We start from the raw sequence: 15,828 nt of genomic DNA, 5'->3' as shown, positions 1-15,828 counted from the left end.
CACACTCCGATCTCACAGAAATCCAGAGGAGATCTTAAGGTTTCAAACACCTGCGACACAGGCGAAAACGGCGACAAGCGGCACTTGTGATGAACCCGTGTCCCACGGTGCCGGACCACGGCGTCCCTCCAGGTCCGCTGATCGTTGGAGTAGATCGCCCAGTGGTCGTGGGCACCGAGCAAGAGGGACAGCACCGCGCGCCGTGACCCCTGCGATGACTCGCATCCGGACGATCTGTCGCAGCCTCCAGGAGCAGTCATCCAAGCGCGAGAGCGGGAACCCGGACCCAATTGGGTGTCATCAGCGGGCGCAGGCGCCAGGGAAAGACATTTCTCCTCGAAGCTCTGGCCAGACAGGTCGGCGGCTTCTTCTTCGGAGCGACCGAGGCGACCGAAGCCGAGTCCCTGCGGCTGCTCTCGCAAGCACTGGCCGACTACACGCAGGCGGACGTCCCGGTCCGCTTCGCGGACTGGAACGAGGCCATCAGGCACCTTCTCGCCATCAGCGCGGAGAAGGCCGCGCCCATCATGATCGACGAGTTCCCCTACCTGAGCAATGTCTCACCGGCTCTGACGTCGATCATCCAGCGTGAGATCGATCGAGCGGTTTCCAGAGAGATTCCCGCCTCACTCTTGCTGTGCGGTTCCGCGATGTCCGTCATGGGGGGATTGCTCTCAGGAAACGCCCCCCTTCGCGGCCGAGCGTCGCTCGAACTGGTCGTCCGCCCCTTCGACTATCGGCTCGCGGCACAGTACTGGCGCCTCGACGATCCGCGGCTGGCCGTGCTGGTTCACACGGTAGTCGGCGGGACCCCCGCCTACCTCCGTTTCGTGAACGACGAGAGGCCTACGTGCCTCGATGACTTCGATGACTGGGTCCAGCGCACGGTGCTCGATCCTGGCACTCCCCTGTTCCGCGAGGCGCGCTATCTCATGGAGGAGGAGGCGAACGTGCGCGACACCGCTCTCTACCATTCGGTGCTCGCCGCCGTGGCGAACGGCAATGCCACCAGAGGCGGTATCGCGAGCTACATCGGTCGTAAAGCCACCGACATCGGGCACCCTCTCAATGTTCTGGAGGACAGCTGCCTGCTGCGCCGCGAGATCGATGCCTTCCGCCCAGGCCGATCCGTGTACCGCGTGTGCGAGCCGCTGGTCAGCTTTTACCAGGTGGTCATGCGCCCCCGATGGGCACTGTTGGAGAGCGGCAGGGCAGCGGCTGTCTGGCAGGATGCGCGGACAAGGTTCAACGGCCAGGTCGTGGGTCCACACTTCGAGGACATGTGCCGCGAGTTCGCCAGAACCGAGTCACTTTTCGGCGAGCTCCCCGGCGAGGTCGCCGCAGGGGTCATCGCCGACACGGCACGCCGAAGCCAGATCGAGGTCGACGTGGTGGTCTTCGCGGCGACCGAGCCGGGAAGGCCGCGACGCATCCTCTCTCTGGGTGAAGTGAAGTGGGGCACCCGTATGGACCAGGGTCACGCCGACCGGTTGGCGCGAGCGCGCGACCTGCTGAGCTCCAAGTACGACGTGCGGGACACCGTCCTCTCCCTGTACGGCGGAGCGGACTTCGACCAGGGCATCAGGGGAGCGCGCACCTTCGACCTGCACGAGCTTTACTCGGCCTAGCAAGCGGGCCTCCGGCGGGCGCCTCGCTCGTCCGGCCCGCCGGGAGGCGCGCCGCGGAACAGAATCGTATTCTGGTGCCACACCCCACCATGGAGGCGACCACATGCAGCGAGACCTCTTCGAGGAGGAGCACCTGCTCTTCCAGGAGACCGTGCGCGAGTTCATGGCCCGCGAGGTCCTCCCCCACCATCCGCAGTGGGAGAAGGAGGGAATCGTCCCGAGAGACGTGTGGAAGAAGGCCGGCGAGGTCGGCATGTTCGGCTTCTCCGTCCCCGAGGAGTACGGCGGCGCCGGCGTCACCGACTTCCGGTACAACGCGGTCATCGTCGAGGAGATCATCCGCAGCGGCGCGTCCGGGCTCGGTTTCTCGCTGCACAACGACGTGGTGGCCCCCTACCTGGTCGACCTCACCGACGACGACCAGAAGCAGCGCTGGCTGCCCGGCTTCGTGTCGGGCGAGCTGATCACCGCGATCGCCATGACCGAGCCCGGCGCGGGCAGCGACCTGCAGGGTGTCAGGACGACCGCGGTGCGCGACGGCGACCACTACGTCATCAACGGCCAGAAGACGTTCATCACCAACGGCATCAACGCCGACCTGGTCGTCGTGGTCGCCAAGACCGATCCGGAGCTGGGGGCGCGCGGCACCACCCTGTTCGTCGTCGAGCGCGGCACGGAGGGCTTCACCCGCGGCCGGAACCTCGACAAGATCGGCATGAAGGCGCAGGACACCGCGGAGCTGTTCTTCGAGAACGTCCGGGTCCCGGCGGCCAACCGGCTCGGCGCCACCGACGGCCAGGGCTTCGTCCAGCTCATGAACAACCTTCCCCAGGAGCGGCTGTCCATCGCGGTCGGCGCGGTGGCGGCGGCGGAGGCGGTGCTGGAGCAGACGATCGAGTACTGCAAGACCCGCCAGGCCTTCGGCAGGAGCATCGGAAGCTTCCAGAACACCCGGTTCGTCCTGGCCGAGCTGGCCACCGAGACCGAGATCGCCCGCCACTACGTCGACAAGTGCGTCACCGCGCTCAACGCCGGGCGGCTGTCGGTGGTCGACGCGGCGAAGGCGAAGTGGTGGACCACGGAGCTGCAGAACAAGGTGATCGACCGCTGCCTGCAGCTGCACGGCGGCTACGGCTACATGATGGAGTACCCGGTCGCCAAGGCGTGGGTGGACAGCAGGGTGCAGACCATCTACGGCGGCACCACCGAGATCATGAAGGAGATCATCGGCCGTTCCTTCGGGTTCTGACCCATACTGGAGGACATGGAAGGTCTGATCCTCCTGGTTTTCCTGGCGTTGCTGTTCGCCTGGGCCCTCAACCGGGTACGGCGCGCGCTGCGCCTGAACCCGGTCGGCTACGTCGGCGTGGTCGTGGTGTTCGTGATCGTCATGCTGGCCATCTGGGGGCAGACCCTTCGAGGATGACCCTGGCGACCAGCTCGGGCTCGTCGCTCATCGGCAGGTGCCCGCAGCCCTGCAGCAGCTTGACCCGCTGCCCCGACCATTTGGCCGCCCGTACGGCCTGCCGTCGGGGCAGCAGCCGGTCGTGGGCGCCCCAGGCGATCGTGATGGGCGATTTCGGCGGCGCGGGCGGCATCACGTCGGTGAACGCCTCCAGCGTCGGGTGGAAGCCCGGCGCGGCGGCCAGCGCCTGCGTGGCGGCGGCGAGGGCGACCGGGTCGAGCCGGGAGGGCTGGGCGACCAGGAACGAGGCGACGGCGCGTCCGGCGGCCCGGGAGGCCAGCAGGCGCGCGAGCAGCCCGTCGGAGGTGGCCCGCGCGGCCGTCTCCGCCGACGCGCGCAGCGACCTGAGCACGGTCTGGCACCACACCAGCTCGCCGCGCGTCCAGAACCCCGCGGGCGAGAGCGCCGTGGCCGTGGCGACCACGCCTCGGGAAGCCAGCTCCAGCGCGATGTAGCCGCCCAGCGAGTTGCCCGCGACGTGCGGCTCGCGCACGTCCAGCAGCGCGCAGAACGACTCGACCGCGTCGGCCAGCGCCTCGGCCGTGTACGGCGTGCCGGGCGGCAGTTCGGGCGAGTCGCCGAACCCGGGCAGGTCGACGGCGATCACGTCACGGGAGGCGGCGAGCCGGTCCATGACGGGCAGCCACGCCTGCCAGTGATGGCCGATGCCGTGGACGAGGATCAGCGGCGGGCCGCTGCCGCGCCGTTCGAAGGCCAGCTCCATCCCTTGAGTGAACCACTCACCTGCTGCGTGTGGGAATCTCGAACCAGACGGCTTTGCCTTCCTTGGTGGGGCGCGATCCCCATCGCTTGGCCAGCTGGTCGACCAGGTAGAGGCCGCGGCCGCCCTCGTCGTTCTCGCCCGCGCTGCGGATGCGCGGCAGGCGCAGGTCCTGGTCGAACACCTCGACCCACACCGACTCCTCGCCCCTGCGCAGCCTCAGCGTGAAGGTCTTGTCGCCGGCCAGCTCCTCCTCGAAGCCTGGCATGTCCCAGGACTCCTCGAACGGCAGCGGCGGCCCCTCCACGACGAGCTCCCTGCGCGGGATGCTGGCGCTGGCGGCGTGCAGCACGACGTTGGTGACGACCTCGGAGACGAGCAGGCAGGCCAGCTCGGCGCGCTCCTCGGGGACGTTCCAGCCGGTGAACGCCTCGGTGGCCATCCTGCGGGCCTCACCCACCATGATCGGCTGGGCGGGGAAGTCGCGCTCCTCGACGTCGAGGTCGACGGGGCTGGCCCGCAGCACGAGGATCGCCATGTCGTCGTCGATCTCGCCGGGCACCGCGCGGGTGGCGGTGTCGGCGATGCGCTCGACGTTCTCCTTGGTGCAGGCGGCCAGCTTGTCCCTGAGGATGGCCAGCGTCTCCTCGTCGGAGGGCGTCCTGCCGCCGAAGTCGCGCCCCGGCCGCCGGTCGACGAGGCCGTCGGTGTAGAGGACGAGGGCGGCGCCCGGCGGGAGCGTACGGGTCTCTTCCTTGTAGACCAGGTCGGCGTGCATGCCCTTGGCGCGGACGCCGAGCGGCTGGCCGACCTCCTCGATGTTCATCTCCAGGCACTGGCCGTCGTGCAGCAGCAGCGGCGGCGCGTGGCCGGCGTTGGCGAACGACAGCTGCCGCGACCAGGCGTCGTAGACGAGGTACTGGCAGGTGACGATGGGCGGCACGCTGATGTCGGCGCCCGACTCGTCCTGCTCGGGGGTGGCGATGATGCGGGTCCACTCGTCGAGCCTGGCCAGGATCTCGGCGGGGGGCTTGTCGTCCTGGGCGAAGGCGCGCAGCGCGGCGCGCAGCTGGCCCATGATGGCGGCGGCCTTGGCGCCGCGCCCCTCGACGTCGCCGATCACGATGCCGACCCGGCCGGCCGACAGCGGGATCACGTCGTACCAGTCGCCGCCGACCTGGGTCTGGATGCCCTGCCCGTGGGAGGCCAGGGGCGCGGCGGGGTAGTAGCGGACGGCGATGTCGAGGCCGTCGAGGGTGGGCAGCGCCCTGGGCAGCAGGTGCTTCTGGAAGGACTCGGCGGTGTGCCGTTCCTCCTCGAACAGCAGCGCGTTGTCGACGGCGAGGGCGACCCTGGTGGCGATGGCGCCGACGAAGTCGCGGTCGAAGGCGTCGTAGTGGGGGCTGCGCCGGTCGGTGAGGTTGGACAGCCCGAGGTACATCAGCCCGAGCGTCTCGCCGCGCACGCACAGCGGGGCGACCACGGCGGAGGTCATCCCGATCTCGCCGCACAGCCGCGCGCTGCCCTCGTGGGGGCTGGGGAAGCTGGTGGAGGCGAAGTCCTCGACGAGGATCGTCTCCTGGCGGCGCATCGCCGTGTCGGCGTAGTGGCCGGCCGGGTAGCGGATCTCCGAGCCGACCGGCTTCCACGTGTCGGGCGGGGGGGTCCAGCCCTGCACGTGCTGGGAGACCCTGCGCACCAGCCGATCGCCTTCCATCAGCTCGATGAAGCAGTGGTCGGCGAACTGCGGCACGAGCATCTCGGCGACCCGCTTGAGCGTCTCCTCGACGTACAGCGAGCCGGCCAGCCGCTCCCCGATGCGCTCGAGCAGGCCGAAGCGGTCCTTCTCGCGCTCGTTGCTGCGCATGGCCTCGCGCGCGGTGATGACGATGCCGGTCACCGAGCCGGAGTCGTGCCGGAGCGGCACGGCCTGGGCCCGCACGTAGATCATCGTGCCGTCGCCGCGCTTGACGTCGAAGGTGCCCTCCCACACGCCGCCCTTGAGCACGTGCTTGGCCAGCTCGACGGCGGCCGGGTGATCCTTCTCCATGATCCCGAGCGAGAGCACCGAGCCCTCCCGCACCGAGCCCTTGCCCTGGCGGCCGAACAGCTTCTCCGCGAACGGGTTCCAGTACAGGAGATTGCTGAAGCGGTCCGTCACCACGACGGCCATCTCGGCGTGGTCGAGGACCGACGACGCCGACAAGAAGTCAGCCGCTTCCTGGGACAGATCCCCCCAACGTTTCATCCGGCGACCACTCCTCGGGGAGGCATGTGCGCAAAGCGAACCACGGGCGCTCCTGCAACAGTCGTGTCCGGGGAGTGGAGGGACTCCCATGCGGGATTCAACCAAGCAGCAGCGCCGCCGTCAGCGCTTGGAGACGAATACGTGCGCGGCGACCTCACGCGGAAGCTCCGCGGGAGTGTTCGTCGCGTCGTTATCACCTGTCACCCGCACACCGTCGTCGCTCGCCGCGAGCGTCACCTCGCGTCCGGGTTGTATCCCAACTTGCTTGAGTTTAAGCATCACAGCGGGATCGCTTTGCACTTGTTCGCTAATTCGACGTACGACAACGGGTATGTCCCTGGCCCCGGCCACGTCGGCCATGCTGGGGAAGGCGGACCAGGCGTCGGACTCGGGGCCGGTGGCGCCCAGCTCCTCCAGGCCGGGAATGGGGTTGCCATGAGGGTCGAAGGTGGGGTTGTCGAGCAGCTTCACCAGCCGTTCCTCCACCGACTCGGACATCACGTGCTCCCAGCGGCAGGCCTCGATGTGCACCTCCTCCCATGGCAACCCGATGACCTGGGTCAGCAGGCATTCGGCCAGGCGGTGCTTGCGCATGACGCGGGTGGCGAGAGTGCGGCCCAGATCGGTCATCGCCAGATGGCGGTCGCCTTCGACGCGGACCAGCCCGTCACGTTCCATGCGGGCGACGGTCTGGCTCACGGTGGGGCCACTCTGCTGGAGCCGTTCGGCGATGCGCGCACGAAGAGGAACGATCCCCTCTTCCTCGAGTTCGTAGATCGTGCGGAGATACATCTCCGTCGTGTCGATCAAGCCGTGTGCGGTCAAGGCTCCTCCCGTCCTGAATGCTACGCCGGTCATGGGGCACAGAAGCCACAGAAACCCTAGTGGGAGAACGACCAGCGATGGCAAAGGACGGCAACACTGGAGCGGCTCGGTTCCTTCCCGAGCATCGCTCCCTACCGGAGCTGCGCGAAGCCGCGGCGCACTGCCAGGGTTGCGATCTCTATCGCAACGCCACCCAGACCGTGTTCGGCGAGGGACCCACGGACGCCCGCTTCATGCTCGTCGGCGAGCAGCCCGGTGACCAGGAGGACCACAAGGGGGCGCCGTTCGTCGGGCCCGCGGGCCGCGTCCTGGACCGGGCACTGGAGGACGCGGGCATCGCCAGGGAGGAGGTCTACCTGACCAACGCCGTGAAGCACTTCTCCTTCACGCTCAGGGGCAAGCGGAGGATCCACCAGAAGCCGACCGTCGCCGAGATCGAGGCCTGCCGGCCGTGGCTCAGCTCGGAGCTCGCCCTGGTCGAGCCGGAGATGATCGTGGTGCTCGGCGCGACGGCCGCCCGCGCCCTGCTCGGCGCCGACTTCAGGGTCAGCCGGCAGCGGGGCGAGGTGCTGGAGCTGGGCGAGGCGCTGGCGGTGGCGACGATCCATCCGTCGGCCGTGCTGCGCGCGCCCGACCGCGAGGAGGCCTACAAGGGGCTCGTCTCCGACCTCACGCTGGCTCGCCGCTCCTGTCCCTGTAGTTCCTGAAGGCCGGTACGGCCAGCCCCACCGCGAGGACGGCCAGCGCGCAGGCCAGGCCGCCGCCCACCCACGCCCCGGTCATGCCGAAGGCCGTGGCGGTGGCTCCCGCGCGCAGGTCGCCGAGGCGCGGGCCGCCCGCCACGACCACCATGAACACGCCCTGCATCCGCCCGCGCATCTCGTCGGGCGCGTGGAGCTGCAGGATCGACTGGCGCCACACCGACGACACCACGTCGGCCATGCCGCCGACGGCCATGAACGTCATGACCAGCCACAGCTCATGCGCCATCCCCGCCGCGGCCACGGCGAGCCCCCACACGGCGATGACGATGACCAGCGCGACCCCCTGCCGCCTGATCCTGCCCACCCAGCCGGAGAACAGCGCGCCCACCACCGAGCCGATCGCCATGGCCGAGGTGAGCCAGCCGAGGGCGAGCTCGGAGCCGCCGAAACGATCGGCGACCAGTTCGGGGAACAGCGCTCTCGGCAGCGCGAAGACCATGGCGATGATGTCGACGACGAACGACATCAGCAGGACGGGGCTGGCCATGATGAAGCGCAGCCCCTCCCACACGGCCTCCGCCCCCGGGCGGACGACCACCTTGCTGATCGGTTCGAGCGCCGGCAGCCGCAGCGCCGCGTAGAGGCTCCCGGTGAACAGCACCGCGTCGATGGCGTAGGCGGAGGCGTAGCCGCCCGCCGCGAGCACGACGCCGCCGATCATGGGTCCGAAGACGGCGCCGATGCTGAAGACGAGGGAGTTGAGCGCGTTGGCCGCGGGCACCAGTCCGGGCTCGAGCAGCCTGGGGATGATCGCGCCTCTGGTGGAGGAGCTGATCGCGAAGCCGGCCGCGCCGAGCCCGACGGCCACCAGGAGCACGTAGACGTTGCCGAGGCCGAGAGCGGCCTGCACCACCAGCACCAGCGTGCTCAGCCAGGCGACCACGCAGCCGATGACCAGCAGCTTGCGCCGGTCCATGGCGTCGGCGACGGCGCCGCCCCACAGCCCGAAGACCACCAGCGGGATCAGGTTGGCCAGGCCCAGCATGCCCACCCAGAAGGAGGACTCCGTCAGTTCCCACACCTGCTGGCTGACCGCCACCACGGTGACCGCCACACCGACGTGGGAGACGGCCTGCCCCCACCACAGGCGCCGGTAGGCGGCGACGCGAAGTGGGCGCGTGTCAACAACAAGGTCCCCGAAAGCCACTCACGGCACATTAGGGGGCAAGCCGCTCCAACTCCCAACCGGAGTGAACCCGCCGATAGCGCAGCCGGTCGTGCATGCGGTCCATCTGGCCCTGCCAGAACTCCACCTCGATCGGCACCACCCGGAAGCCGCCCCAGAAGTCGGGCACGGGCGGCTCCTCCGGCCAGCGGGCGGCGAGCTCGGCGTAACGGTCGTCGAGCTCCTCGCGCGAGCGCACGACCGCCGACTGGCGCGAGGCCCACGCGCCGACGCGGGAGCCGTACGGGCGGGAGTTGAAGTAGGCGGCCGAGTCCTCGTGCGACAGGCGGACCACGCTGCCCTCGATCCTGATCTGGCGGCGGATCGGATGCCACGGGAACAGCAGCGAGGCACGCGGGTTCTCGGTCAGGTCACGCCCCTTGCGCGACTCGTAGTTGGTGAAGAAGACGAAGCCGCGCTCGTCGTAGCCCTTGAGCAGCACGGTCCTGGCGCTCGGCCGGCCTCCTGCCGACGCGGTGGCGACCACCATCGCGTTGGGCTCGGGCAGGCCGGCCTCCAGCGCCTCCTCGAACCATCGAGTGAATTGCGCGATCGGCTCGGCCGCGACGTCAGATTCGAGCAACGGCTGTCCCTCATAGGTACGGCGGAGCCCCGCCAGCGAAGTGACATCCACGACTAGGTATTCTTGCGCGCTTGGTGGCGATCCCACGCACAACCCCCTACCAGCACCGATGGCGTTTCGGCGTGCCCGAAGACGAAGCACGCCCTGTTAGGGGGTTAAATTGACCCGCCGGTATCTCGACATCAACAGAAGCGGACGAGCCCCGGGGATGCGAACACGCGCCCGAGGCGGCCGCGACCATGAGACGGATTGCCCATACGGCAAGAAAGGAAGGCGGCCAAGAATGTCCGACTTCAAACCCGGACTCGAAGGCGTCGTGGCCTTCGAGACCGAGATCGCGGAACCGGACAAAGAGGGAGGGGCCCTTCGCTATCGGGGCGTCGACATCGAAGACCTGGTAGGTCGTGTCCCGTTCGGGCACGTCTGGGGTCTGCTTGTCGACAACAAGTTCCAGCCGGGCCTGCCGCCCGCGGAGCCGTACCCCATCCCGGTCCACTCCGGTGACATCCGCGTCGACGTGCAGAGCGCGCTGGCCATGCTGGCCCCGGCCTACGGCTTCAAGCCGCTGCTCGACATCGACGACGCGCAGGCCCGCGACGACCTGGCGCGCGCGTCCGTGATGGCCCTGTCCTTCGTGGCGCAGTCGGCGCGCGGCCTCGGCCTGCCGATGGTGCCGCAGAGCAGGGTCGACGAGGCCAAGACCATCACCGAGAGGTTCATGGTCCGCTGGCGGGGCGAGCCCGACCCCAAGCACGTCAAGGCCATCGACGCCTACTGGACCTCCGCCGCCGAGCACGGCATGAACGCCTCCACGTTCACCGCCCGCGTCATCGCCTCCACCGGCGCCGACGTGGCCGCCGCGCTCTCCGGCGCTGTGGGCGCGATGTCGGGTCCGCTGCACGGCGGCGCGCCCGCCCGCGTGCTGCACATGATCGAGGGCGTCGAGCAGCTCGGCGACGCCAAGAAGTACGTCCAGAGCGAGCTGGACAAGGGCAACCGCCTGATGGGCTTCGGTCACCGCGTCTACCGCGCCGAGGACCCGCGCGCCCGGGTGCTGCGCCGTACCGCGAAGGAGCTCGACGCTCCTCGCTACGAGGTCGCCGCCGCACTGGAGAAGGCGGCTCTGGAGGAGCTGCACGCGCGCAAGCCCGACCGGGTGCTCGCCACCAACGTGGAGTACTGGGCTGCCGTGGTCCTCGACTTCGCCGAGGTTCCCTCGCACATGTTCACCTCGATGTTCACCTGCGCGCGCACGGCCGGCTGGGCCGCGCACATCCTGGAGCAGAAGCGCACGGGCAGGCTGGTCCGCCCCAGCGCCAACTACGTCGGCCCCGCCACGCGTCCGCTGAGCGACGTCCCCGGCGCCGACGAGGTCGTCGGCACCATCTGACGCCTTTCCCTCGGTAACGGCCCGCTGATCACCAGCGGGCCGTTTGTCGTTCCGTACGGCTCCCGCCGCCCGCCACATGTCTCACATCCCGGACCCGGGACGAGCCACCGGAGTCGGCTCAGTAGGCTTGGGCAGGTGGCTGACATCGTGATTCCCGCTGACATCAAGCCCGCCGACGGCCGCTTCGGCTGCGGGCCCTCGAAGGTCCGACCCGAGCAGCTGTCCGCGCTCGCCACCACTGGCGCCGGCGTGATGGGCACCTCCCATCGGCAGAAGCCGGTCAAGAACCTGGTCGGCAGGGTCCGCGCCGGGCTCGCCGACCTGTTCTCGCTGCCGGAGGGCTACCAGGTCGTGCTGGGCAACGGCGGCACCACCGCGTTCTGGGACATCGCCGCCTTCGGGCTGGTGCGCCAGAAGTCGCAGCACCTGTCCTTCGGCGAGTTCTCCTCCAAGTTCGGCGCGGTCGTCAGCAAGGCGCCGTGGCTGGGCGACCCGACCATCATCAAGTCGGAGGTCGGCACCCACCCGGAGGCCGTGGCCGAGGACGGCGTCGACGTCTACGCCCTCACCCACAACGAGACCTCCACCGGCGTCGCGATGCCGATCAGGCGGGTCGGCGGCGACGACGCCCTCGTCCTCGTCGACGCCACCTCGGGCGCCGGCGGCCTGCCCGTCGACATCGCCGAGACCGATGTCTACTACTTCGCCCCGCAGAAGAGCTTCGCCTCCGACGGCGGCCTGTGGATCGCGATCATGTCGCCGCGCGCGCTGGCCCGCGTCGAGGAGATCGCCGCGAGCGGCCGCTACGTGCCGGAGTTCTTCAGCCTGCCCGTCGCCATCGACAACTCGGCCAAGGACCAGACCTACAACACCCCGTCGGTGGCCACGCTGTTCCTGCTGGCCGACCAGCTCGACTGGATGAACGGCAACGGCGGCCTGGCCTGGACCACCTCGCGCACCGCCGACTCCGCCCAGCGCCTCTACACCTGGGCCGAGAAGTCGTCGTTCGCCACGCCGTTCGCCGCCCCCGAGTTCCGCTCGCAGGTGGTCGGCACGATCGACTTCTCCGACACGGTCGACGCCGCCGCGGTGGCCAAGGTGCTGCGCGCCAACGGCATCGTCGACACCGAGCCTTACCGCAAGCTCGGCCGCAACCAGCTGCGCGTCGCGATGTTCCCGGCGATCGAGCCGTCCGACATCGAGGCCCTGACCACCTGCGTCGACTACGTGGTCGAGCGCCTCTAGCGTCCTTGGCCCGGCGGGCAGGCTCGCCGGGCAACGCGAGCGCGTCCCCCGGCGCCCCGCTCCGCGCGACCCTCGCCGGCACCGGCAGCCTGCCGGTGCCGGCGGCGGGCGCCTCGAGCGTGAGCCGGGTGACGTGCTCGTTCGCGTGTGCGGGCCCCGAGCGCGTCCACGACCCGAGGCTGCCGGAGCGCGGCCCCACCACTGCGACAGGAGTACAAGGAGTGACGTCCATCTCGGGGGAGCCTGCGAGGAGGGGGCGCGGTCTGGGCCACCTGATGTTCGCCAGCCGGTGGCTGCAGGCGCCGCTCTATCTCGGCCTGATCGTGGCCCAGGGTCTCTACGTGTGGCAGTTCATGGTGGAGCTGTGGCACCTGGGTGACACGATCATCACCGGACACGTCAGCCAGGCCACGGTCGACGCCTTCGGCGGCGTCGACTCGCTTCCCGGCCCCGAGGTCATCGTCATGCTCGCGGTCCTCGGGCTCATCGACGTGGTGATGATCTCCAACCTGCTCATCATGGTGATCGTGGGCGGCTACGAGACGTTCGTCTCGCGCATCGACCTCACCGACCATCCCGACGAGCCCGAATGGCTCTCCCACGTCAACGCCAACGTGCTCAAGGTCAAGCTGGGCACCGCCATCATCGGCATCTCGTCGGTGCACCTGCTCCAGACGTTCATCAGGGCCAAGGACACGCCGTCGGCGACCATGATGTGGCAGACCCTCATGCACCTGGCCTTCGTGGCCTCGGCCATCGGGCTGGCCTACATCGACCGGCTGCTGGCCGCCTCGCCGGCCGAACGCACCAAGGCGCCGGCCGCCCACTGACCCTGGGCGCCGCTCAGCGGGCCGCTGCGGGTCCGCGGGCGGCGCTCACCCATCCGAGGGCCTCGCCCGGCTGATCGGCGGGCCACGGCGGAATCAGAAGGGTTCGGGCGTGCGGCCGATCGCGGACCTGCGCCGCAGCACCCACGCCGCGACGACGCCGCCGACGAGCCCGAACAGGTGGCCCTGCCACGAGATGCCCTGCTCGTTCGGCAGCAGGCCCCACAGCAGCGAGTAGTACGCCGCGGCCACGCCGATGCCCACCACGATGTCGAGCACGCGCCGGTCGAACAGCCCCCGGGCGACCACGAATCCGAAATAGCCGAAGACCAGCCCGCTGGCGCCCACGGTGACCACGCCGGGAGGGGTGGCGACCCAGGTGCCGACGCCGCCGATCACCATGATGATCAGCGTGGCCCACAGGAACCTGCCCAGGCCGCGGAAGGCGGCCAGGAAGCCGAGGACGAGCAGCGGCAGCGAGTTGGCCATGAGGTGGCCGAAGTCGGCGTGCAGGAACGGCGCGAAGAGGATCCCGACGAGGCCGTCGGGAGACCAGGAGACGATGCCGAGCTCGTAGTCGAGGCGGCCGAGCGCGAAGTAGTCGAAGATCTCGACCGCCCACATCACGACGACCATGCCGACGACCAGGAGGAGGGCGCCGAGCGCGCCCTGCAGGAGGCCGCTCGCGCCGCGCCTGGCCGACTCGTAGGGGGAACTCATGCGCTCTCCTGCCGTCGGAGGGAAGGCTTCTCCCTTTACGGTAATGCGGAGCATCCCCTGCGCGCGGCGCCCGTCTCCCGCGGGACGGCGCCGCCGCACGATGGCCGGGGCTCCTCCCGGCGGCGCGGGAGGAGCCGGGAAGGACCTACTCGCCCCGCCACACCGGCGGGCGCTTCTCGGCGAAGGCCGCCGCGCCCTCCATCGCGTCCTTCGAGCCGAACACCGGGTTGATGATCGGCCCCTGCTTCTCGAACATCTCCTCCAGCGACCAGTCCGCCGACTCGATGACGACCCGCTTGGTCGCCGCCAGCGCCAGCGGGGCGTTCGCGGCGATCGTCCTGGCCAGCTCCAGGGCGCCCTGCAGCGCCGCGCCCGGGGCGGTGATCCGGTTGACGAGGCCGAGCTCGTACAGCCGGGAAGCCGGGTAGTGGTCGCCGGTCAGCGCGATCTCCATGGCCACGTGGTAGGGGATCCGGCGGGGCAGGCGCATGATGCCGCCCGCGCCCGCCACGAGCCCGCGTTTGGGCTCGGGCAGGCCGAACTTCGCCTCGGACGAGGCCACGATCAGGTCGCACGACAGCGCGAGCTCGAAGCCGCCCGCCAGCGCGTACCCCTCGACGGCCGCGATCAGCGGCTTCCTGGGCGGCGACTCGGCGATGCCGCCGAAGCCCCTGCCCTCGATGACGGGCAGGTCGCCGGTCAGGAAGGCCTTGAGGTCCATGCCCGCGGAGAACGTGCCGCCCGCCCCGGTCAGGACGTGGACGGAGATGTCGGGGCGGGAGTCGAGCGCGTCGAGCGCGGCGGCGAGGCCACGGGCGACGGCTCCGTTGACGGCGTTGCGAGCCGACGGGCGGTTGATGGTGATCACCGCGACGCCGTCGGACTCCTCGATCAGTACTTCGTCGGAGGACACGCGCACCTCATCACTTGGGCTGGAAGCGGATACCGCCGTCGAACCTGATGACCTCGGCGTTCATGTAGTCGTTCTCGATCAGCGAGCGCACCAGGTGGGCGAACTCGTCGGGGCGGCCCATGCGCTTGGGGAAGACGACGGGGGCGACGAGCTTGGCCTTGAACTCCTCGGCGGCGTCGCCGGCGAAGCCGTAGATCGGGGTGTCGATGATGCCGGGGCAGATGGTGTTGACGCGCACGCCGATGGCGGCCAGGTCGCGGGCCGCGGGCACGGTCATGCCCACGATGCCGCCCTTGGACGCGGAGTAGGCGAGCTGCCCGGTCTGGCCCTCCAGCGCCGCGACGGAGGCGGTGTTGACGACCACGCCCCTGTGCCCGTCCTCGGAGACGGGCTCGGTCCTGGCGATGGCGGCCGCGCCGATGCGCATGAGGTTGAAGGTGCCGATCAGGTTGACCTCGATGACCTTGCGGTAGCTGGCCAGGCTGTGCGGGGCGCCCTCACGGTTGACGGTGCGCTCGGCCCAGCCGATGCCCGCGCTGTTGACGATCACGCGGACCGGCTTGCCGGTGGCCACGGCCGCGTCGACGGCGGCCTGGACCTCGGCCTCGTCCGACACGTCCGTCCTGACGAAGACGCCGCCGAGTTCGTCGGCGATCGCCTTGCCGCGCTCCTCGTTGAGGTCGGCGATGACCACGGTCGCGCCCTGCCGGGCGAGCTCGCGGGCCGTGGCCTCGCCCAGGCCGCTCGCCCCGCCCGAGATGATTGCTACTGCTCCGTTGACGTCCATGTCACGGACCTTAACGCGAGAACCGAACGAAGTTCTACTTCGAGTGGCTCAAATCTCTCCCCGCCGGTCCGCCCGGCCCCGCCGGTCAGATCGCGCCCACCGCCGTGTCGACGTCGGGGTAGACCTTGATGCGGCGGTCGAGGCCGGTGGTGCGCAGGATGCGGGCCACGGGCGCCTGGGGCGCGGCCAGCGACACGCACCCACCCTCACCCGTCGCCAGGCGCCACGCCTCGATCAGCACCGACAGACCGCTGGAGTCCATGAACGACAGCGCCTGGAGATCGAGCACCAGCCGCGCGCCGTCCTGTTTGATCGCGTCGCGGACCTCGTCACGGAGGAATGGCGCGGTGAAGAGATCGAGCTCACCCTCCACCGCGACCACCACGGCGTCTCCCATGGCATGGCGCGCCAGCCGTAGCTTCATTCGGCCCTCCTCGATGAGCCACTGTACTTCGACATCCCCCGACGAGCGGCATGGACAAACTACGCTCACCAACGTGCGGGCAGCGGAATGCCCGGCCGAGGACCGCCGCGGACGGCGAGGGCG

The 15,828-nt window shown here is 69.8% G+C and carries 16 protein-coding genes; 7 read left to right on the top strand and 9 right to left on the bottom strand.

All coding sequences use genetic code 11. The features are described from left to right. Window positions 1–290 precede the first annotated feature (290 nt). The 3 genes from ACWEVS_RS39815 to ACWEVS_RS39805 all read left to right on the top strand — a co-directional run bounded on the left by ACWEVS_RS39815 (window position 291) and on the right by ACWEVS_RS39805 (window position 3,054). Entirely contained in the window at window positions 291–1,628 is a 1,338-nt protein-coding gene (locus tag ACWEVS_RS39815) for an ATP-binding protein (protein ID WP_452555967.1), read from the top strand. 103 nt (window positions 1,629–1,731) lie between these two features. Next, window positions 1,732–2,877: an acyl-CoA dehydrogenase family protein gene (locus tag ACWEVS_RS39810; protein WP_452555965.1), complete on the top strand. Its 1,146-nt coding sequence runs from the start codon at window positions 1,732–1,734 to the stop codon at window positions 2,875–2,877. A 15-nt stretch (window positions 2,878–2,892) separates the two neighbouring features. Continuing rightward, window positions 2,893–3,054, top strand: a complete 162-nt coding sequence (locus tag ACWEVS_RS39805) for a hypothetical protein (RefSeq protein ID WP_354913900.1) — start codon at window positions 2,893–2,895, stop codon at window positions 3,052–3,054. Here ACWEVS_RS39805 and ACWEVS_RS39800 read toward each other — a convergent pair. The 3 genes from ACWEVS_RS39800 to ACWEVS_RS39790 form a co-directional block, all read right to left on the bottom strand. After that, window positions 3,017–3,817 (bottom strand): alpha/beta fold hydrolase, encoded by an 801-nt coding sequence (locus ACWEVS_RS39800; RefSeq protein ID WP_449914264.1) that lies wholly within the window; start codon window positions 3,815–3,817, stop codon window positions 3,017–3,019. The two genes, ACWEVS_RS39805 and ACWEVS_RS39800, sit on opposite strands and share 38 nt — an antisense overlap. A gap of 16 nt (window positions 3,818–3,833) precedes the next feature. Then, complete coding sequence (locus ACWEVS_RS39795) at window positions 3,834–6,062, bottom strand: SpoIIE family protein phosphatase (protein ID WP_449914267.1); 2,229 nt, start codon at window positions 6,060–6,062, stop codon at window positions 3,834–3,836. A gap of 120 nt (window positions 6,063–6,182) precedes the next feature. Next, a complete protein-coding gene (locus ACWEVS_RS39790) occupies window positions 6,183–6,887 on the bottom strand; it encodes a metal-dependent transcriptional regulator (protein ID WP_354913906.1) in 705 nt (234 codons plus the stop codon). A 77-nt stretch (window positions 6,888–6,964) separates the two neighbouring features. On the opposite strand from ACWEVS_RS39790, the gene ACWEVS_RS39785 reads away from it, so the two are divergent. Continuing rightward, on the top strand, window positions 6,965–7,594 hold the full coding sequence (locus ACWEVS_RS39785) for a UdgX family uracil-DNA binding protein (protein ID WP_449914269.1): 630 nt from the start codon (window positions 6,965–6,967) through the stop codon (window positions 7,592–7,594). Here the strand turns inward: ACWEVS_RS39785 and ACWEVS_RS39780 are convergent. Together ACWEVS_RS39780 and pdxH are read right to left on the bottom strand one after the other, a co-directional pair. Further along, a complete protein-coding gene (locus ACWEVS_RS39780) occupies window positions 7,557–8,798 on the bottom strand; it encodes an MFS transporter (RefSeq protein ID WP_449914271.1) in 1,242 nt (413 codons plus the stop codon). The genes ACWEVS_RS39785 and ACWEVS_RS39780 overlap by 38 nt on opposite strands. Window positions 8,799–8,808: 10 nt before the next feature. Then, window positions 8,809–9,450, bottom strand: coding sequence for a pyridoxamine 5'-phosphate oxidase (pdxH, locus tag ACWEVS_RS39775; protein WP_354913912.1), 642 nt, complete (start codon window positions 9,448–9,450; stop codon window positions 8,809–8,811). Window positions 9,451–9,682: 232 nt separating this feature from the next. On the opposite strand from pdxH, the gene ACWEVS_RS39770 reads away from it, so the two are divergent. The 3 genes from ACWEVS_RS39770 (at window position 9,683) to ACWEVS_RS39760 (ending at window position 12,864) form a co-directional block, all read left to right on the top strand. After that, window positions 9,683–10,789: a citrate synthase 2 gene (locus ACWEVS_RS39770; RefSeq protein ID WP_354913914.1), complete on the top strand. Its 1,107-nt coding sequence runs from the start codon at window positions 9,683–9,685 to the stop codon at window positions 10,787–10,789. Between the two features lie 135 nt (window positions 10,790–10,924). Continuing rightward, on the top strand, window positions 10,925–12,034 hold the full coding sequence (serC, locus tag ACWEVS_RS39765) for a phosphoserine transaminase (RefSeq protein WP_449914276.1): 1,110 nt from the start codon (window positions 10,925–10,927) through the stop codon (window positions 12,032–12,034). Between the two features lie 221 nt (window positions 12,035–12,255). Beyond that, window positions 12,256–12,864, top strand: coding sequence for a TIGR00645 family protein (locus ACWEVS_RS39760; RefSeq protein WP_452555962.1), 609 nt, complete (start codon window positions 12,256–12,258; stop codon window positions 12,862–12,864). 93 nt (window positions 12,865–12,957) lie between these two features. Here ACWEVS_RS39760 and ACWEVS_RS39755 read toward each other — a convergent pair whose 3' ends face one another. The 4 genes from ACWEVS_RS39755 to ACWEVS_RS39740 form a co-directional block, all read right to left on the bottom strand. Further along, complete coding sequence (locus ACWEVS_RS39755) at window positions 12,958–13,581, bottom strand: rhomboid family intramembrane serine protease (protein WP_354913920.1); 624 nt, start codon at window positions 13,579–13,581, stop codon at window positions 12,958–12,960. Between the two features lie 145 nt (window positions 13,582–13,726). Beyond that, window positions 13,727–14,494 carry a crotonase/enoyl-CoA hydratase family protein gene (locus ACWEVS_RS39750; protein WP_452555960.1) on the bottom strand — a complete coding sequence of 256 codons (768 nt, stop codon included), beginning with the start codon at window positions 14,492–14,494 and terminating at the stop codon, window positions 13,727–13,729. A gap of 10 nt (window positions 14,495–14,504) precedes the next feature. After that, a complete protein-coding gene (locus ACWEVS_RS39745; protein ID WP_354913922.1) occupies window positions 14,505–15,281 on the bottom strand; it encodes an SDR family NAD(P)-dependent oxidoreductase in 777 nt (258 codons plus the stop codon). An 85-nt stretch (window positions 15,282–15,366) separates the two neighbouring features. Beyond that, a complete protein-coding gene (locus ACWEVS_RS39740) occupies window positions 15,367–15,705 on the bottom strand; it encodes an STAS domain-containing protein (RefSeq protein ID WP_354913924.1) in 339 nt (112 codons plus the stop codon). Window positions 15,706–15,828 lie beyond the last annotated feature (123 nt).

This window comes from Nonomuraea sp. NPDC003754 (assembly GCF_053605785.1).
The sequence above is the reverse complement of the archived record's forward strand: the minus strand, read 5'-3'. Positions and strand labels throughout refer to the sequence as shown.